The sequence below is a fragment of the Streptomyces sp. NPDC033270 genome (assembly GCF_055576575.1).
Genome location: NZ_JBVIRA010000025.1, coordinates 2,061 through 20,619, shown reverse-complemented (window position 1 = coordinate 20,619; position 18,559 = coordinate 2,061). Strand labels below are relative to the sequence as shown.

Genomic DNA, 18,559 nt, shown 5'->3' with positions numbered 1-18,559 from the left:
ATCGGGTCTACGGCATCTGACGCGCGCCCGGCGCTGCGGCGCGCCGAGGGCCGGGCACTGAGCGTAATCACCCGAACACGTGCTGTCGATGCCGCGTCTCACCCTTTCAGCGCAGATCCGGTGACCGTGCCGCCGGTGGTGAGTTGAACGGTCCGGTCTTGTGCATCGCCAGTCCGGAAAGGCTTGGTCCGCGTATGAAGCCTCGGCTCACCGTCGTCGTCCCCGTGCATCGCCTGGAGGGGTCCGAGCGGAATGTGGAGGAGTGCCTGGATTCGGTGGCGGCTCAGACGCTGACCGAACTGGATGTGGTGATGGTGGACGGCGCTCCCGCGCAGGGGGCGGCCGGCGCCGCGGAGGGCACGCCCGCCGCGGTCGCCCGCCGGTTCGCCGAGCGGGATCCGCGGTTCCGTATCGTCCACCACCCGGGGGGCGAGGCGGCGGGCGGGTGCGGCGCGGTGCGCAACACCGGTGCCCGGCACGGCTATCCGCACACCGACTACCTGGCGTTCCTCGACGCCGACGATGTGCTGCTGCCGCGCGCCTACGAGGATCTGGTGGGCCTGCTGGACAAGTCCGGTTCGGACCTGGCGACGGGGAACGTCTACCGGCTCGGCGCGGCCGGCCGCAGCCAGTCCGCGCACCACCCGGAGACCTACGGGACGGCGCTGCGCACCCATATCTCCGAGGACCTGTCGCTGCTGTCGGACTGCTTCGCGCGCAACAAGGTCTTCCGGCGCGCTTTCTGGGAGCGGCACGAACTGGCTTTCCCCGAAGGGGAGTTGTGTCATGACGCGGTGGTGACGCTGCCGGCGCACTTCCTCGCCAGGGCGGTCGACGTACTGCACGAGCACGTGTGCTACTGGCGGCTGCCGGAGGGGCCGGACCGGCACCGGGGGCTCGATGCGGCGGGTGTGCGGGAGCGGTTCGCGGCGGTGGCCGCGGTCCGCCGCTTCCTGGCCGACCCGGCGCGTACCCATCTGAACGCCTATCAGCGCGACTACGACCGCGCGCAGCTGACCGACGGGCTGCTCGATCTCATCGAGGCGCTGCCGGCCGCGGCGCCGGAGACCCGGACGGCGTTCTTGGACTGTGCCCGGGGCTTCCTGGCGGGTGCCGATCCGCGGTTGTTCCCCGCGCTGCCGGTGGAGCTGCGGATGCGCTGGTATCTGATCCGCGCGGGGCGGATGGCGGATCTGCTGGCGCTGCTGGCGCACGAGGCGCGCAACCCGGCGGGGTTCACGGTGGCCGGTCCGCCGCTGCGCAAGCGGGCGGTGCTGCCGCTGAGCGGCGCGGCGCCGGGCGGCTTGCGCAGCGGCGCGGCAGGGGCCGTGGCGCTGGAGCTGCCGCCCGGTGTGACGCGGCTGGAGCGCGCCGACTTCCCGGTGCGGGCGAAGGTCGTCGAGGCGGTGTGGCGCGAGGGGGTGCTGTGCCTGCGCGGCTACGCCTATATCCGCAATCTGGCCGCCGCGCACCGGCACAGCTATCTGCGGACGGCGGTGCTGTCGTGCGGCCGGCGGCGGATCCTGCTGCCGCTGCGGGCGCTGGCGATGCCGGAGGCGACCGCCGAGTCCGGTCAGGAGCAGCACTGCTACGACTGGTCGGGCTTCGAGGTGCGGCTCGATCCGGCGCGGCTGCGCCGGGGCGGGCGGTGGGAGGAGGGCGAGTGGCGGGTCGGGGTGCTGCTCACCTCGGCGGGCGTGGTGCGGGCGGCGGCGCTGGGTGCGGCGGAGACGGGTTCGGGTGCCGCGCCGGGGGCCTTCGACGTGGCCGAGGAGGGCGCGGCGGGGCGGGTGCGGATCACACCGTGGTACGCGCAGGGGCGGCTGCGGCTGTCGGTGGCGCGCCGTACCCGGCGGCTGGCCGGGCACCGGGCGGCGGCCGGGGCGCTGGAGGTGACGGTGACGGCTCCCGGGCCGGCGCCGGCGGCGCTGCGGCTGACGCATCAGGGGACGGGGACGGTGGTGTCGTTGCCGGTGGAGACGGCGCGGGTGGCCGCGGCCCCCGGGGAGGGGGCGGGCGCCGCGGCCCCGGACGGCGTCGGGCAGCTGACCGTCCGGATCCGCCTGGACGCGCTCGCCGCGGCGCGGCCCCCTCGCGACGGCGTGCCCTCGGCGATCGCCCCGGTGCACACCGAGAGCTGGTCGCCGGAGCTGGTGCTGCCCGGCGGCGGCACCGAGGCGATCGCCTGCGAGGTGGGGCTGGAGCCGGTGGCGTATCCGCTTCCGCACGGCCGTGAGCTGGTGGTGGCGGCCACCGCGGCGGGGGACCTCGTCCTGCACGACCGGACTCCGCAGCCGTATCTGGACCGGGTGCTGTGGCGCCCCGACGGCACGCTGCTGGTGGCGGGCGGGCTGCCGGACGCCGCGCCGCACGCCACCGAACTGGTCCTCAAGCACGCCGCGCACGCCGCCGAGCTGGCCTTCGCCACCACGCACGACGAGGGCCGGTTCCATGGCACGCTGCCGCTGGGGGCGCTGCCCTCGTTCGCCGGGCCGGTGCCGCTGCGGGAGGGCAGCTGGAGTCTGCATCTGCGGGAGCGGGGGGCGCCCGGGTCGGCGTTGGACGCGCCGGTGCGGATCGCGCCGGCCGTCTGGGAGGGGCTGCCGGCCGGCTGCGCGGTCGGCGGCAAGCCGCTGACCTTGGACCGGCATCGGCACGACGAGGCGCTGGTGCTCGCGGGGCCGGCGCTGCCGGTCACCGACCGCGGCCCCTACCGGCGCCGGGTGCTGCGCGAGCAGCACTATGCGCTGCACCGCTCCCGCCCGTTGCGGGACACCGTCCTCTACAGCAGCTTCGGGGGCCGCGCGTACGGGGATTCGCCGCGCGCGGTGCACGAGGAGCTGGTGCGCCGGGGTGTGGAGGTGGAGCATCTGTGGGCGGTGCGCGATGGGCAGGCCGCGGTGCCGAAGACGGCGCGGGCGGTGGTGGTGGGCAGCGCCGAGTGGCACGGGGCGCTGGCGCACAGCCGCTGGGTGGTCACCAACACCCATCTGCCGCGCTGGTTCACCCGGCGCGGCGGACAGCGCATCATCCAGACCTGGCACGGTACTCCGCTGAAGCGGATCGGCGCCGATCTGGCGGGCACGCTGTGCGCGGGGCTGGCGCATCTGGCGCCGCGGCCGCGGGTGAGCCGGCAGTGGAGTGTGCTGCTGTCGCCGAACGCGCACAGCACGCCGGTGCTGCGTTCGGCGCTGGGCTACTCGGGGCGGCTGCTGGAGACCGGTCTGCCGCGTACGGACGCGCTGTTCGCCGCGGACCGTGAGCTGCGGGCGGCCGCGGTGCGGGAGCGGCTGGGGATCGCGCCGGACCGGACGGTGGTGCTGTACGCGCCGACGCAGCGGGACGATCTGGCGTACGACGCGGGTCATCACCGGCTGCATCTGCCGCTGGATCTGGAGCTGGCGCGGCGGGAGCTGGCGGACAGCCATGTGCTGCTGGTGCGCGGGCATCCGCTGGTCGCCGACCGGCTGCCGGCCCATCATGCGCCGTTCGCCGTGGACGTCTCCTGCTACCCCGACGCCACCGAGCTGCTGCTGGCCGCGGACGTCCTGGTCACCGACTACTCCTCGCTGGCCGCGGACTTCGCCAACACGGGCCGCCCGATGCTCTTCCTCACCCCCGATCTGCCGCACTACCGTGATGCGTTGCGCGGTTTCACGCTGGACTTCGAGGCCCGGGTGCCGGGCCCGCTGCTGACGTCGACCGGTGAACTGATCGACGCGCTGGGCGACTTGGAGGCGATCGCGGCGGCCGGCTCGGACGCCTACGCGGACTTCCGGGAGACGTTCTGCCACCGGGACGACGGCGGGGCGGCCGGCCGGGTCGCGGACCTGATGGAGCGGTGAGGCTCCCAGGGGGTGGTGGCGCGAGGGAGCGGTGGGCGGGTCGGTGCGCGGCAAGGTGAGGGCGGGCGGATCGGCATCGCAGGGCGCTCGCGTCGTTACAGCATGTGCGGGTTCCCTTGCGGGCGTGCGCGCACCCGGCTCCCGACTCCGTCCGGTCATGGGATGGCAATGAGGCGGAAAACCGAGGCGACGGGTGCAACCGCACGGCGGGATTCCCCCTCTGACCCATCGGATATGGGATCGGACCCCGCTCGCGCCAAGTGATGCTGTCGACACGAAATGTAGATTTAGTGACTGTGAAAGAAGCCCTAGAGCCGCTGCCGGGGCCCACCATCACGCCTTCCGCGCAGGTCAGCATCGTCGTCATCGCCTTCAACGATGCCGTCCATGTGTGCGATGCGGTGCGCTCCGCGCTCGCGCAGGAGACCCCCGGGGAGACGGTCACCGAGGTGATCGCGGTGAACGACGCCTCCACCGACGGCACCGGCGCCGCCCTGGACGCCCTCGCCCGCACCGAGCCGCGGCTGCGGGTCGTCCACCGCAGCGAGAACAGCGGCGGCTGCGGCACCCCCCGCAACGACGGTCTGCGCGCCGCCACCGGGCGGTTCGTGATGTTCCTGGACAGCGACGACGTGCTGCCGCCGGGCGCGGCGCGGGCGCTGCTGGCCGCCGCGCTGGAGCACGACGCCCCGGTGGCGGCCGGGGCCTGTGTGCGCCGTGAGCTGCCGGCGCGGCGCGACATCCCCTGGCTGCCGGCGCTCTACCGCGAGGCGGCGGTGCACGAGTCCGCCGCGTCCAGTCCCCAGCTGGTCCGCGACACCCTCTGCGTCAACAAGCTCTACGACCGGGCGTTCCTCGACGAACACGGCATCGCCTTCCCCGAGGGCCGTTTCACCTATGAGGACTTCGTCTTCACCGCCCGGGTGCTGGCCGCCGCGCCGCGTGTCGCGACCATCCCCGACAGTGTCTACATCTGGCATGTGCGCCGCTCGGCCGCCAAGCAGTCGATCTCCCTGGACCGCAAGGACGTCGCCAACTGGCAGGCGCGGATCGAGGCGCACCGCGCCAGTGTGCGGATCTTCCTGGACGCCGGGCACAAGGCGCTGGCGCAGGCCGCCGCCACCAAGTTCCTCGATCACGATCTGCGGATGTACGTCCGCGAGCTGCACACCCGCGGCGCCGACTACCGCGCCGAGTGGTGGCGGCTGACCCGTGAGTACCTGGCGGGCTTCGACGAGGCGGAGCTGCGTGCGGCCCGGGCCCCGGCCCGCTGGCTGGCCCGGGTGGTGCTGGCCTCCCCCGTGCCGCGTGACCTGGACCGGCTCACGCAGCTGGCGGCCCGGCCCGGTCGGCTGCTGCCGCCGTACGCGGAGGCCGAGGGGCGGGCGGTGTGGTCGGCGGACCTTCCGGGGATCGAGCTGGAGGCGATCGGCACCAAGCCGCTGAACCGGCTGCCGGTGACGGTGGACGCGGAACCGGTGGTCGCCGGCCGCGGTGTGCTGCGGCTGCGCGTCCATGATCTGTACGGGCGGCTGGCGGCGGCGGGGCCGGAGAGCATCGACGTCGAGCTGCGGCGTCGGCGCGACGACCGCCGCGGCCCGGTCCACACCGCGGCCCTGACTCCCACGGCGGCCGGCGGCGGCGCGGAGGCCTGCTGGTCGGCCGAGGTCGTCTTGGACATAGAGGCGCTCGTCGAGCGTGGCGCCGGCCACGCCGACCCGGAGCCGTGGGATCTGATGGCGCAGGTCAGCTGTGCCGACGGCGCCGGTTTCCGGGCCGCCCTGCGGGCCACCGGTCCGGGGCTGCGGCGCCGTGTCCTGCCCAGCCGGCGGCATGCCGTGCTGCTGGTGCAGCCGTATGCGACGACCGGCGGCGCGCTGTCGCTGCGGGTCGCGTCGGGGCTGCGCAGCGTCTGGCGGATCGCCGCCCGCCGCCTGCGCCGCTGACCGCCGCCCGCTGTTTGTCCGACCCCGAGCCTAGGATTGGCGCTATGTCTTACTTGATCACGGGTGGTGCCGGCTATATCGGCTCCCATGTCGTACGGGCCCTGCGGCAGGCGGGGGAGCAGGTCGTGGTGCTGGACGACCTGACGACGGGCGTGGCCGCCCGGGTGCCCGAGGGCGTCCCGCTGGTCGTCGGCTCGACCCTGAACCGTTCCCTGCTCGACGAGACGATCGCCGGGCACGGTGTCACCGACGTGGTGCATCTGGCCGCCAAGAAGCAGGTCGGCGAGTCCGTGGAGATGCCGCTGCTGTACTACCGGGAGAACGTGCACGGCCTGCAGACGCTGCTGGAGGCGATGGCGTCGGGCGGCGTCGGCCGTTTCGTGTTCTCCTCCTCCGCGGCCGTCTACGGCATGCCGGACGTCGACCTGGTCACCGAGGACACGCCCTGCGCGCCGATCAACCCCTACGGCGAGACCAAGCTGGTCGGCGAGTGGATGGCCCGTGCGGCGGGCCGGGCGCACGGCATCAGCACGGCCTGTCTGCGCTACTTCAACGTCGCCGGCGCGGCCACCCCCGAGCTCGCCGACACCGGCGTGTTCAACATCGTGCCGATGGTCTTCGAGAAGCTCACCGAGGGCGCGGCCCCGCGGGTCTTCGGCGACGACTACGACACTCCCGACGGCACCTGCGTCCGCGACTACATCCATGTCGCCGACCTCGCCGACGCCCATGTGGCGGCCGCCCGCAAGCTCGCCGAGCCGGGCCCGGTGCGTGATCTGACGCTGAACATCGGCCGGGGCGAGGGCGTCTCCGTACGCGAGATGATCGGCCTGATCACCAAGATCACCGGCTGTGAGGGCGTCGTCCCCGAGGTGACCCCGCGCCGCGCCGGCGACCCGGCCCGGGTGGTGGCGGCGGCGGACCGGATCGCCGCGGAGCTGGGCTGGAAGGCGCACCACGACGTCCGCGACATGATCACTTCGGCGTGGGCGGGGTGGCTCCACCACCACCCCGGGGCCTGACGTGAGCGGCCCGCCGTCGGGCGCGGTCAGCCGGCGTCGGCGGCGGGTTTGCGGGCGGTGAGGTAGGCCTGCGGGGTCGACTCCCCCAGCGTCTCCTCCGGCTCGCGCAGCAGCCGGGCTCGTACGTCCAGCCCGGCCCGCGCCAGCAGTGCGGCTATCTCGTCGGGCTGCCGCCGGCGGAAGTCGAGCGATACGGGGTGGCCGAAGGGCTGCGCCAGGTGCAGCGGCTCGTCGCCGGCCTGGAAGGCGAGGAGCAGGTGGCCGCGCGGGGCGAGCATCCGGTGGAAGGCGGCGAAGAGTTCCGGGAGCCGCTCCAGGGGTGTGTGGATGATCGAGTACCAGGCGACGATGCCGCCGAGGGAGCCGTCCGGCAGGTCCAGGTCGAGCATCGACCCCACGTCGAAGCGGACGCCGGGGTGCTCCCGCCGGGCGAGGGCCACCATCTGCGGGGACAGGTCGACGCCGAAGGCGGGCAGCCCCAGGGCGTCGAGCTGTGCCGTGACCCATCCGGGGCCGCAGCCGAGGTCGGCGACGGGCCCGGCCTCCTCGGCCCGTACGGTGTCGGCGAACGCGGTGAGCACGGCCTGGTCCCAGTGCCTGGTGGCCATGGCCCCGCGGAAGTGGTCGGCGTAGTCGGTGGCGATGGTGTCGTAGAAGGCGCGGGTGTCGGTCAGGAACTCCGGTTCGTCGATCATGACCGGGCACCCTACTCCGCGGGGTGCGGGGCAAGGTGCCGTGATCCGGTGGTCAGGCCAGTGGGTGCGAGGTCCGGCCCGACGCCTCGTCGATCTCGTCGTGTGCCTTGGTCAGCAGCTTCATCGCCAGTTCGTTGAGCGCTCTGGCTCCCGCGACCTCTTCGCCGACCCTCGGCTGGTTGGCGTCGGCGGGGTGGCGGCTGGCGTACCCGTGCGCGCGGACCTCGCTCCCGTCGGGGAGCCGTACGAGCGCGGCGGCGCGGGTGCGGTGGGTGTCCTCCTCGAATTCCAGCTCTACATGCCATCCGACAGCGGTCTGCAACATCGCGATCACCTCCGAAACCGCTGTTACCAGAGTGCGCCCACTGGCGGACCGGCGCACGGTGTGCCCAGGTGGAGATGGAGATGGCCGTGCGGCCGGGAGCGAAAGAGGGTGGCGACGGCGGGGCCGGCCGGGCCGCGGGCGACGGTCCGCGGGGTGAGGCCGGCGGCGTCCGGGCCGTTCGGGGGGCCGGGCGGTGTTTCCGGTACGAGCCAGGCCTCGCGTCGCAGGGCGGGTCCGGTGGTGGTGCCGCTGCCGTGGGCGGTGACGGCGACCTTGAGTCCCCAGGTGCCGTCGGGCAGCGGACGGCCGTCGGCCGCGGTCGCCGGGTCGACCGCGGCCCGCCAGTGCTCGCCTTCGTAGCGGGCCGGGACGCGGTAGTCGCCGGCGCTGCCGTGCAGCAGGACCTCGACGGCGCTGCCGCCGAGGTGGGGCAGGGCGGCGGTGCCGCGCAGATGGACCGCGCCGCCGCTCCATCGCCAGCCGGTCAGCCGCTGGCGCAGCACCATGCGGTCGGTGAGGTCGTAGCAGGCCTCGGGCAGGGCCCGGGCGGGGTCGCGGAAGTAGGGGTAGGGGGCGAAGACGCGGCCGTCGGTGTCGATGTGCGGCGGTGGGGGCCGGGTGCCGGTGTCGGCGCGGACGACGGCGGTCAGTTCGTCGTGCAGTGCGTGGCGCAGGCAGTGGGCGCGCAGGCGGAGGCCGGGTGGCAGGGCGGTCAGGACCCGGTCGGTGAGGTAGCGGTCGACCAGGGGGCGGGCGGCGGCGGCCATGGCGCGGCGGCCGGCGGCGTCGCGCGCGAGGTAGGGGGCGGCGAAGGGCATGAGGATCTCGCCGTGGAAGTGACGGACCATCAGGGTGTCGCGGTGTGCTCCGGGCGGGACTTCGGCCGCGACGCCGGCGAGGACGCCGCCGATGTAGTGGAGGTAGTCGCACCAGTCGGTGTCCTGGCGGCTGGCGTTGCTGTCGTCGGGCCGGCCGTGCAGGTAGTAGCAGTCGTAGTCGGCGACGACGGAGACGGTCTCGGCGCGCAGCAGGGCGGTGATCCCGAAGGGGAGGTCCTCGGCCAGGAGGCGGCCTTCGGTGAAGCGCAGCCGGTGGCGTTCGACGAAGGAGCGGCGGAAGAGTTTGTAGGCGGCCAGGGTCCAGTAGACCGGGGAGTCGAAGGGGGTGACGGCGGCGGCGGTGGTGGTGAGGTCGACGGGGGCGGCCCGGCCGTCGGCGCCGACGATCCGGCCGTAGACGATGTCCGAGCCGTGGGTCTGGGCCATGCGGGTGAGCCGGGCCAGTGCCTCGGTGCCGAGGCGGTCGTCGGAGTCGAGGAAGAAGAGGTAGTCGCCGGTGGCGTGGGCGAGGCCGACGTTGCGGGGTCGGCCGGCGCCGCCCGAGGCCGGCTGGTGGAGGACCGTCAGGTTGGGGTGGTGGCGGGCGCGTTCGGCCAGGTACTGCGCGCTGCCGTCGGTGGAGCCGTCGTCGACCGCGATCACCTGGATGCGGCGCGGGTCGAGGGTCTGGGCGAAGACCGAGCCGAGGCTGCGGTCGAGGTAGGGGCGGGTGTTGTGCACGGGTATGACCACGGAGACGGTGGGCGGCGGGGCGGTGGCCGCGGCGGTGGTGTCGTCGGATACCGGCATGGTGCCCTTCCGTTCGTCGGTGTCGTCGCGGTCGGCCGGGCCCGCCCCGGCCGGGGACCGCACCGTGTGGTCCCGTGCCGCCTCGCTTGTGGGGGCAATCCCCCGAAAGCCCCGCGTCCCAGCAGAGCGAAACGGACTATTAAGACATATAACGTTGAGTGAACGTTCGCCGAGTGTGGAGGAGTGCCGGTGGCTCCGACGCCCGCCACCCCACAAGAGGCCCTCCGGCCCCAGGAGGTCACCCGGCCCCTTCCCCCGACGGAACACCCCACAGCCGTGCGCGGGCCCCTGCGCCGGCTGGCCGCCCCGGGGCTCGCGGCGGCGCTGTCCATGGGGGCGTACTGCCTGGCGCTGGCCCTCTACGGCAGCTATCCGTTCGGGCCGCGCTCCAGGGCCGTCAACGACCTGGGGAACCAGTTCGTGCCGTTCCACGCCCGGCTGTGGGACCTGCTGCACGGCCACACCACCGGGGACGTGTTCTTCAACTGGAGCAGCGGCTACGGCGTTCCGTTCCTTCCGGACTTCTTCACGTACCTGATGAACCCGTTCTCCTGGCTGGTCGGGCTGTTCCCCCGCGAGCTGACCGACCTGCCGGTCTTCCTGGTCACCCTGTTCAGCATCGGCCTGGCCGCCGCCTTGATGACCGTCTTCCTGGGGCGGCTGCACCCGGGCCCCGGAGCGCTGCGGGCGCTGGTGTCGGTGGGGTACGGGCTGTGCGCCTGGGTGCTGAACGACGGTTTCGCCGACCCGATGTGGATGTGGGGGCTGGTCGCGCTGCCGATGACCGGGATCGCGGCGGAGTGGTGCCTGCGCCGCACCCGCTGGGTGGCCGGCACCGCGCTGGTCGCGCTGGCCTGGTCGGGCAACTTCTACACGGCGGCGATGGCGACCCTGGCGATGGCGTCGGTGCTCGGGCTGCGGCTGCTGACGGCGCCGGGGATGGCCGCGGCGGACCGGCTGGCCGCGCTGGCCCGGGCCGTGTCCATGGCGGCGTGCGGCATCCTGCTCGCGGCGCCGGTGCTGACCGTCACACTGCCGGCCAGCCGGGCCGCCCAGCCGGCGCCCGAGGTCCTCTACCGCGACCGGCCGGCGCCGCTGGTCCAGCTGGCGCAGCTGCTGCCCGGCGGTCACGGCGGGGCGCCGGCGCCCAATGTCTCCATCGGGGTGGCGGGGCTGGTGCTGGTCGCGGCGTTCCCGTTCGTGCGCGGGGTGCCGCCGCGGGTGCGGATCGGCTGGTACGTCCTGGCGGCGGGCGTGGGCGCCTCGTTCGTCTGGGAGCCGGCGATCCTGCTGTGGCACGGCTTCGCGCTGCCCAACGGCAGTCCCTACCGGGCCGCCTTCGTGCTCAGCGGGATCCTGGTGATGATCTCCTGGCTCGCGCTCGCGCACCGCCCGCGGACCGGCGAACTGGCCGCGGGCGGGGCGCTGGTCGCGCTGCTGGCGTGGCTGAGCCGCGACCAGGGGGCGGTCGGCACCGCGACGTGGATCCTGGTGGCGGGCGGGGGCGCGGCGGTCCTGGTGGGGCTGGGCGCGCTCGCGGCGCTGCGCGGGCCCCGTGCGCGCCGGGCCGTCACCGCCGCGCTGACCGCCGCCGTCCTGCTCACCTCGGCGTACACGGCCTTCTCGGTGACGGCGGTACGGGACAAGATCGCGTGGTTCCGGCCCAAGACCACGCTGGAGGGGGCGTCGCTGGCGGCCCGGGACGTGCTGACCGCGCGTGGCGACTGGCCGCGCACCCGCACCGACCCCGGCCCGCACGAGTTCGCCAACAACGATCCGCTGCTGATCGGCGGCGAGGGCGGCTCGTACTACAGCAGCTATGTGCCCGCGGCCACCGCCCGCGCGCTGCGCGGCCTGGGCGCGGGCTGGTACATGAGGGGCCGTCATACGCTCAGCTTCGAGGACCCGGTGGGGCAGGCGATCATGGGTGTGGGCAGCTATCTGTCGCCCGGACCGGACCGCCGCCGGCCGTTCGTGGCGCACCGCGCGCAACCCCCGGCGCCACTGCTGACCGTCCGCGACCGGCTGCCGGGTCCGCTCACCGGCGAGCGGACCGTCTTCGCCCGCCAGGAGCGGATGCTGGGCGCCCGGGTCTACGAGGTGCCGGACCTCGCGCCCGCCGCGGGCCCGGCGCCGGTGCCCGCCCGCGGCGGCTGGCTGCTGCCGGAGGCGGCGGGGCGCGGGACGGGCCGCGGCGGCGGCGCGGGCACCGCCTTCCGTGCGCGGTGCGCCCCGGGCAGCACCGTCGTGTGGTCCGCGCCGTGGTTCTCCGGGCGGGTCAGCGGGCTGGGCGGGCACACCAAGGGCATCGGTGTCCGGGACAGCACCGCCAATCCGGTGCGGACGCTGGGTCGGGTGCCCGCCGACGGCACGGTCGTGGTGCGCTTCACCGGCAGCGGCCGCCAGCTGGTGCCCGAGCACGCCCTGGGGTGCCTGTCGCGCGCCCGGCTCGCCGCGGCGGTGCGTGCGCTGCGCGGGCCGCGCGAGCTGACGGCCGGCGGGCACGCTGTGACGGCCCGGCTGCCCCGGGGCAGCAAGGGGCATGCGGTGCTGGCGGTGCCGGCCGTCGCGGGGTGGGGCTGCTCGGTGGACGGCGGGCCGTCGGGGGCCCCGTCCTCGTTCGGCGGGCTGCTGGCCGTCCCGCTGGGCTCCGGGGCCCGGCGGCTGACGTGTGCGTATCAACCGCCGGGCCTGACCGTGGGGCTGGCGGCGAGCGGTGCGGCCGCGCTGGCGCTGGTCATGGTCGCGCTCGGGGGGCGTCTACGGAGCCGCCCACGGCTTCACTCCACCGAGGAGGTTGGCCGATGAGGCTGTCCGTCGTCGTCCCCTGCTACAACGAGGAGGCCGTGCTCGGCCGCTTCGACGCCGCGATCCGCGCGGTCCTGGAGCGCCTCGCCGTCCCCTACGAGCTGGTCTACGTCGACGACGGCAGCGCCGACGGCACCCTGGCCCGGCTCCGCGGTCTCGCGCAGCAGCACCGCGGCACCACCCGCTACCTCTCCTTCAGCCGCAACTTCGGCAAGGAGCCCGCGATACTGGCCGGCCTGCGGGCGGCCACCGGCGACGCGGTGATCATCATGGACGCGGATCTGCAGCATCCGCCGCCGCTCGTCGAGAAGATGCTCGACCTCTACCAGCTCGGCCACGACCAGGTCGTCGCCAGGCGCAGCCGGGACGGCGACCGGCGGCTGCGGACCGCGCTCAGCCGGCTGTACTACCGTGCCGTCAACAACTGGGTCGAGGTCGAACTCGCCGACGGCGTGGGCGACTTCCGGCTGCTGTCCCGCAAGGCCGTGGACGCGCTGCTGTCGCTGCCGGAGAACAACCGCTTCTCCAAGGGCCTGTTCTCCTGGATCGGCTTCGACACCGTCACCTTCGACTACCGCAACGCCGCCCGGGAGGCCGGCGAGACGAAGTGGCGCCTGGGGTCGCTGGTCAACTACGGCATCGACGGCATGCTGTCCTTCAACTGCCGCCCGCTGCGGGCGGCCATCTACGCCGGGCTGGGCCTGGCCTCGCTCGCCGCGCTCTACACCCTGTGGATCGTCGGCGCGGCCGTCGCCGGCGGGGTCACCGCCCCGGGCTATGTGACGCTGGTGGCGATCATCGTGGGGCTGGGCGGGCTGCAGATGGTGATGCTGGGGCTGATCGGCGAGTACATCGGGCGGATCTACTACGAGGCCAAGCGGCGGCCGCACTTCCTGGTCAAGGAGAGCAACAGCCCTGCCGCGGCCCCCGAGCCGGCCGGCGCCGCCGCCGGCTCGCAGACCGGCTGATGCCCGCCGCGGAGCGGGCCCCCGTCCGCTGGGGCCAGATGGTGCGCTTCGTCGCCGTCGGCGGGGTCAACACGGCGACGTTCTACGCCTGCTACCTGGTGCTGCACCGCCTGCTGCCGTACTTCGCCGCCTACACCGCGAGCTTCGCGCTGAGCATGGTCTGCTCGTTCTTCCTCAACGCCCGCTTCACCTACCGCACCCGCCCGACGTGGCGGAAGTTCCTGCTCTTCCCGCTGACCCAGGCCACCAACTACGGGGTGCAGAGCGCGGGGCTGGTGGCGCTGGTGAGCTGGCTGGGGGTGAGCACGACGGTGGCGCCGCTGGCGGCGGCCGGCTGTGCGCTGCCCTTCACCTACCTGCTCTCCCGGCGCATCCTGCTGCGCCCGGCGGCTCGGGCGGGCCCCTAGGGGGTGTCCGATGGGGCAGGGCCGGGTCCGCGCCCTGCCCCATCGGACAGGCCCTGGTCCTGAGCCCGCCAGCGCCCGAACGGCGCGCTCTGCCCGGCGGCGGTCTGCCGGGTCGAGTGCAGCCGGCCGTCGTTGCCCAGGACGACGACCACCGCGCGCCCGGCGGCGTCCTGGGCGACCCCGGCGGCCGCCGAGTGCGCCGCCCGGCCGCGCTGCCAGGGCCTGGGCGCGTCCTGGGCCATCGCCATCCGCACCTCGCCGTCGTCGTCGCGGGCCGCGAGCACCATCCGGTCGCCGCCGCCGACCCGCGCCGCCGCCACCCGCCCGTAGCCGCCGACCGCCTCGCACTGCGCCGACACCCGCCAGGTGCCGGCCGTCCGCTGCCGTTCGGCGATCAGCACCCGCGCGGTGTCCGCGCGGCGGTAGGCGAGACGGACCACGCCGCCGGCCAGCGGCACGGCGCTGACCGGGCCGGCCGGCCGCGGCAGCCCGGTGGCCGCGGCGGGCCGGGGGGTCAGCCCGGCCCGCTTCGACACCCAGTGCTGCACGGTCCGGGCGCTCGGGGCGACCAGATGGATCAGCCCGTCGGAGTCCACACAGGCGTCGATGTCGTCGACGATCCCCGGGGACGCCTGCAGCGTGCTGACCGGGCCCTCCAGCCGCTGCCAGGGCGAGTAGGGCCCTCGGGGCGGGGCGGCGCGGTGGGCGATGTTGCCGTCCCAGGTCCGGACGAAGACGTGCACCGCGCCGTCGGGGGTGGCCACCGCCGCCGGGAAGCCGATCTCCAGCGACCGGACCGGGTCGGGGTCCGGGGAGCCCAGTGGCTCCCAGGGCCCGAAGGCCGGCCCGCCGTCCGCCGCGGTGCCGTGCTGCACCGCGGTCACCAGCTCACGGCGGTGCGCGGTGTGCCGGCCCGGCAGCACGGTACGGGAGGCGAACAGCACCAGCGCGCCGTCGGGCCGGCGCACCGCGTGGATCTGCCCCTGCAGCAGCTCCCCGCCGGCCGGCAGCGGCGCGCCGAAGCGGCCGCTGCCCGGCCGGGTCTCGGCCCAGCGGTACGCCGCGCCGCCCAGGACCGCGAAGGCGGCCAGCCGGCCGTCGTGGGCGGCGTGGAGCCAGGCGTTGGAGCCGGGGGCGCGCAGCCGGGTGGAGCGGGTCCAGTCGCGGGCGGTGCCCCTGAGCGCCGAGCCGCCCACCTTGCGGTCGCCGCAGCCGGCCGGGTCGCCGCAGCGGCGGCGGTCGGCCCAGCCGTACACGGACAGCACCCGGGCCTTGCGGCGGGCGGTGGCGGCGTCGACGTCGCCCGGCAGCACGCCGGCCTCGTAGCCGAGGTAGTTCTCCACGATGGCCGGGCGGTGCGGCGCGCCGCCCCGGTAGGCGGCCAGGGCGGCCTGCGCGAAGTAGGCGGAGGCGGTGTGGTCCTGGTGGTCGTGGTAGCGCAGGCCGGCCAGCCGGGGGTCGCGGTCCTCGGTGGCCGGCGGGCGCTTGCGGGAGTGCGCCGCGTTCGGGTCCAGCGTCCGTACGACGGTGGGCCGGACCCGGTCGAGCACCGCGACCAGGGTCTGGACGACCTGGTCGCGGGTGTAGTGGAACTGCCGCTCCACGGGGGTGCCGGCGGGCCGCAGCGTGGGCAGGGTGCCGGCGGCGCCCAGCCACAGGCCGCGCAGGCTCGTCGTGCGGGCCTGCCAGACCGCCCGGGCCTCGACCAGTTGGAGGAAGACCAGCCGGTGGTGCGGGGCGCCCTGCAGCGTGTGGACCTCCACCTGGAAGCCGGGCAGCAGCGACACCGCGGCGACGTCCCAGGGCGCGGCGGGGTTGCCGGTGGCCATCGCGGCGTGCGCGGCGCGCAGCCCGTTGGTCCGGGCCCGGGCGAAGGCGGCCCGGTCCTCGGGAACGCTGCCGGGGTGGAGGGCGCCCGGGCTGACGTTGCGTCCGTCGGCCTCGCCGCCCGTCAGACAGACCGTCACCGAGCGTGCCCCGCAGCGCAGGGACTGCTCCAGGTCGGGGTTCATGAAGAACAGGCCGTCGTCGGCGTGCGCGATGACCTGGACGAAGGACTGGTCCGCGGGGTCCACCAACAGCCGTCCGGGGCCGGTCGGCCCGGCCGGGTGGCGCTCCGTCAGGCGCCAGGACCGGATGGCCGTGCCCGCGGCCGCGGCGAACACCCCGCCGCCGGCGGCCTGGAGCAGCCGGCGGCGGGAGACGCGGGGCGGGGGCGCGGGTGACACTCCCTCAGTATTCGGTCGCGCCGGCGATCCCGCTCGCCCGAAAGTTCACTACTTGACCACTTCTGTGATGAGCACCACAGAACTTTCAGGTTACGAACAACAACCTTTTTGGGTTAACGCGAGTCAGAAGGCTGACAATGCAAGAGACCCCTTTGGGGCTTTTTTGCGTTCTGTACTCAGCTCGCCACGAGGAGTAAGCACCGCATGTCCGAGACAGACCTCGACGCCGTACCCCGCTTCAGCATCATCGTCCCCGTGTTCAAGGTGCAGGGATTCCTGCGCGAGTGCATGGACTCGGTGCTGACGCAGGACCACACGGACTTCGAGCTGATCGCCGTCGACGACTGCTCGCCCGATCGCAGCGGCGCCATCCTGGACGAATACGCCGCCCGCGACGACCGCGTCCAGGTCCTGCACCTGCCGGAGAACGTCGGCCTGGGCCTGGCCCGCAACGCCGGCCTGGAGAAGGTCCGCGGCGACTACATCCTCTTCCTCGACAGTGACGACACCCTCGTGCCCGGCGCGCTCAGCGCGCTCGCCCAGCGGCTGGACGCCACCGACGACCCCGAGATCCTGATCTTCGACTACGCGCGGACCTACTGGGACGGCTCCGCCCGGCGCAACGCCCTCGCCGAGCTGCTCGACGAGTCCGGCGCGCCGGCCTTCTCGCTCGCCGAGCGCCCCGAGATCCTCGAACTGCTGCAGATCGTCTGGAACAAGGCCTACCGCCACGACTTCGTCGAGGAGCACGGCTTCGCGTTCCCGGTGGGCTACTACGAGGACGCCCCCTGGACGTTCTGCACGCTGATCACCGCCGAGCGCATCGCCGTCCTGGACCGGGTCTGCCTGCACTACCGCCAGCGCCGCCAGGGCGGCAACATCCTGCGCACCACCAGCCGCAAGCACTTCGACGTCTTCGACCAGTACGCGCGGGTCTTCGCCTACCTCGACGCGCACCCCGAGCTGTCGCGCTGGCGCCCGCACATGTTCCGCAAGATGATCGACCACTACCTGACCGTGCTGGACAAGCCCGGCCGGCTGCCGCACAACGCCCAGGCCGAGTTCTTCCACCGCGCCGCCCGCGACTACCGCATGCGGATCCCGGCCGGTTTCGTCCGCCCCACCGGCATCACCGGCGGCAAGTACGCGCTGCTCGCCAAGGACGCCTACCCCGCGCTGGCCGGCCTCAAGGTCGCCGGCAAGGTGCAGCGCACGGTGCGCAAGCACGCCAACAAGAAGGTCAAGCAGGCCAAGAAGAAGGCCATGGACCTGCGCTACCAGGCCCTGCTGCGCCAGCCCCTGGACGACAACCTCGCGGTCTACTCCGCGTACTGGAACCGGCTGCCGTCCTGCAACCCGCTGGCGATCTACGAGAAGGCCAAGGAGCTGGCCCCCGACGTCCACGGCGTCTGGGTCGTCAAGCAGCACCTGGCCGACCAGGTCCCCGCGGGCGTCGACCACGTGGTGCTGAACTCGCCGCGCTACTGGGAGGTGATGGCCCGCGCCAAGTACCTCGTCAACAACGTCAACTTCGCCGACGGCGTGGTCAAGCGCGAGGGCCAGGTCCACCTGCAGACCCACCACGGCACCCCGCTGAAGTCGATGGGCGTCGACCAGAAGCGCTACCCGGCCGCCGCCAAGGGCATGAGCTTCCGCAAGCTGCTGGCCCGCGCCGACCGCTGGGACTACTCGGTCTCCTCCAACCAGCACACCACCGAGCAGTGGGAGCGCGTCTACCCCTGCAACTTCGAGTCGGTGGACGCCGGTTACCCCCGCAACGACGTCTACTACCGCGCCACCGCGCAGGACGTCCTGGACATCCGCGAGCGCCTGGGCATCGCCCCCGGCAAGACGGCCGTCCTCTACGCGCCGACCATGCGCGACTACCAGGTCGGCTACGTCCCCCGGCTCGACCTGGAGAAGATCTCCCGCGAGCTGGGCGAGGACTTCGTCCTGCTGGTGCGCACCCACTACTTCTACGACCAGGACCCGGGCCTGCAGGAGCTGCAGGAGCGCGGCGCGCTGATCGACGTCTCCGGCCACCCGGTCGTCGAGGAGCTGTGCCTGGCCGCGGACGCCCTGGTCACCGACTACTCGTCGATCATGTTCGACTACGCCAACCTCGACCGGCCGATCATCAACTACGCCGACGACTGGGACACCTACGTCCGCTCCCGCGGTGTCACCTTCGACCTGCTCTCCGGCAAGCCGGGCGACACCCCCGGCGTGCTCGCCACCACCGAGGACGAGCTGATCGAGGCCTTCCGCAGCGGCCGCTGGGACGACGAGCGGGCCACCGAGCGGCGCGCCGCGTTCCGCGCGCGGTTCTGCCAGTGGGACGACGGCAACGCCGCCGAGCGGGTGGTGCGCCGGGTCTTCCTCGGCCAGGAGACGCTCCCCGAGCCCCTGCCGCAGGACGAGCGCACCGTCGCCCCGTCCCCGCGCGCCGCGGCCGCGGCAGCCGGACTGGTCAAGCTCCCGTCCCCGCGGGCCGCGGCGGACGACGACGTGACGGCCCCGGGCGGCCCGGACGTCGAGATGGCCGGCTGACACCGGTCCCGCACGCCCACAGCGACACACGCCCAGAGGCACGCACCACACGCACCGCCGCCCCCGGCCGGAATTCCGGCCGGGGGTGGCGGTGCGCTGGCGGGTGTCTTTTCGCCACGGCCCCGGGAACCCCCGCC

General features: G+C 74.1%; 11 protein-coding genes. 7 read left to right on the top strand and 4 right to left on the bottom strand.

Annotated features, from left to right (window positions below):
* Positions 1-194 precede the first annotated feature (194 nt).
* The 3 genes from ACZ5XZ_RS29535 to galE all read left to right on the top strand — a co-directional run bounded on the left by ACZ5XZ_RS29535 (position 195) and on the right by galE (position 6,813).
* On the top strand, positions 195-3,845 hold the full coding sequence (locus ACZ5XZ_RS29535; RefSeq protein ID WP_468983356.1) for a bifunctional glycosyltransferase/CDP-glycerol:glycerophosphate glycerophosphotransferase: 3,651 nt from the start codon (positions 195-197) through the stop codon (positions 3,843-3,845).
* Positions 3,846-4,141: 296 nt separating this feature from the next.
* Positions 4,142-5,791 carry a glycosyltransferase family 2 protein gene (locus tag ACZ5XZ_RS29530; RefSeq protein WP_468983353.1) on the top strand — a complete coding sequence of 550 codons (1,650 nt, stop codon included), beginning with the start codon at positions 4,142-4,144 and terminating at the stop codon, positions 5,789-5,791.
* A gap of 44 nt (positions 5,792-5,835) precedes the next feature.
* Positions 5,836-6,813, top strand: a complete 978-nt coding sequence (gene galE / locus ACZ5XZ_RS29525; protein ID WP_468983350.1) for a UDP-glucose 4-epimerase GalE — start codon at positions 5,836-5,838, stop codon at positions 6,811-6,813.
* Positions 6,814-6,839: 26 nt separating this feature from the next.
* On the opposite strand, the gene ACZ5XZ_RS29520 is transcribed toward galE, so the two are convergent.
* From ACZ5XZ_RS29520 to ACZ5XZ_RS29510, 3 genes are read right to left on the bottom strand one after another with little or no spacing between them, the layout of a single operon-like run.
* A complete protein-coding gene (locus ACZ5XZ_RS29520; RefSeq protein WP_468983543.1) occupies positions 6,840-7,505 on the bottom strand; it encodes a class I SAM-dependent DNA methyltransferase in 666 nt (221 codons plus the stop codon).
* 55 nt (positions 7,506-7,560) lie between these two features.
* A complete protein-coding gene (locus ACZ5XZ_RS29515) occupies positions 7,561-7,833 on the bottom strand; it encodes a DUF1876 domain-containing protein (RefSeq protein ID WP_468983348.1) in 273 nt (90 codons plus the stop codon).
* Positions 7,834-7,856: 23 nt separating this feature from the next.
* Positions 7,857-9,461, bottom strand: a complete 1,605-nt coding sequence (locus ACZ5XZ_RS29510) for a glycosyltransferase family 2 protein (protein WP_468983346.1) — start codon at positions 9,459-9,461, stop codon at positions 7,857-7,859.
* 189 nt (positions 9,462-9,650) lie between these two features.
* Between ACZ5XZ_RS29510 and ACZ5XZ_RS29505 the strand changes: the two genes are divergently transcribed.
* Genes ACZ5XZ_RS29505 through ACZ5XZ_RS29495 form a run of 3 tightly spaced genes read left to right on the top strand, consistent with a single transcriptional unit; the run spans position 9,651 to position 13,644 of the window.
* Positions 9,651-12,269 (top strand): YfhO family protein, encoded by a 2,619-nt coding sequence (locus ACZ5XZ_RS29505; protein ID WP_468983345.1) that lies wholly within the window; start codon positions 9,651-9,653, stop codon positions 12,267-12,269.
* Positions 12,266-13,237, top strand: a complete 972-nt coding sequence (locus tag ACZ5XZ_RS29500; protein WP_468983343.1) for a glycosyltransferase family 2 protein — start codon at positions 12,266-12,268, stop codon at positions 13,235-13,237. The genes ACZ5XZ_RS29505 and ACZ5XZ_RS29500 overlap by 4 nt, the downstream gene beginning before the upstream one ends.
* On the top strand, positions 13,237-13,644 hold the full coding sequence (locus ACZ5XZ_RS29495) for a GtrA family protein (RefSeq protein WP_468983342.1): 408 nt from the start codon (positions 13,237-13,239) through the stop codon (positions 13,642-13,644). The genes ACZ5XZ_RS29500 and ACZ5XZ_RS29495 overlap by 1 nt, the downstream gene beginning before the upstream one ends.
* Here ACZ5XZ_RS29495 and ACZ5XZ_RS29490 read toward each other — a convergent pair.
* A complete protein-coding gene (locus tag ACZ5XZ_RS29490) occupies positions 13,641-15,872 on the bottom strand; it encodes a PIG-L family deacetylase (protein ID WP_468983340.1) in 2,232 nt (743 codons plus the stop codon). The two genes, ACZ5XZ_RS29495 and ACZ5XZ_RS29490, sit on opposite strands and share 4 nt — an antisense overlap.
* Before the next feature lie 204 nt (positions 15,873-16,076).
* On the opposite strand from ACZ5XZ_RS29490, the gene ACZ5XZ_RS29485 reads away from it, so the two are divergent.
* Entirely contained in the window at positions 16,077-18,422 is a 2,346-nt protein-coding gene (locus ACZ5XZ_RS29485; protein WP_468983337.1) for a bifunctional glycosyltransferase/CDP-glycerol:glycerophosphate glycerophosphotransferase, read from the top strand.
* Positions 18,423-18,559 lie beyond the last annotated feature (137 nt).

Bases quoted from the DNA above. Each gene is read 5' to 3' on its own strand.
- ACZ5XZ_RS29535 (WP_468983356.1), top strand. From the start codon at position 195: ATGAAGCCTCGGCTCACCGTCGTCGTCCCCGTGCATCGCCTGGAGGGG.
- galE (WP_468983350.1), top strand. From the start codon at position 5,836: ATGTCTTACTTGATCACGGGTGGTGCCGGCTATATCGGCTCCCATGTC.
- ACZ5XZ_RS29515 (WP_468983348.1), bottom strand. From the start codon at position 7,833: ATGTTGCAGACCGCTGTCGGATGGCATGTAGAGCTGGAATTCGAGGAG.
- ACZ5XZ_RS29510 (WP_468983346.1), bottom strand. From the start codon at position 9,461: ATGCCGGTATCCGACGACACCACCGCCGCGGCCACCGCCCCGCCGCCC.
- ACZ5XZ_RS29500 (WP_468983343.1), top strand. From the start codon at position 12,266: ATGAGGCTGTCCGTCGTCGTCCCCTGCTACAACGAGGAGGCCGTGCTC.
- ACZ5XZ_RS29495 (WP_468983342.1), top strand. From the start codon at position 13,237: ATGCCCGCCGCGGAGCGGGCCCCCGTCCGCTGGGGCCAGATGGTGCGC.
- ACZ5XZ_RS29485 (WP_468983337.1), top strand. From the start codon at position 16,077: ATGTCCGAGACAGACCTCGACGCCGTACCCCGCTTCAGCATCATCGTC.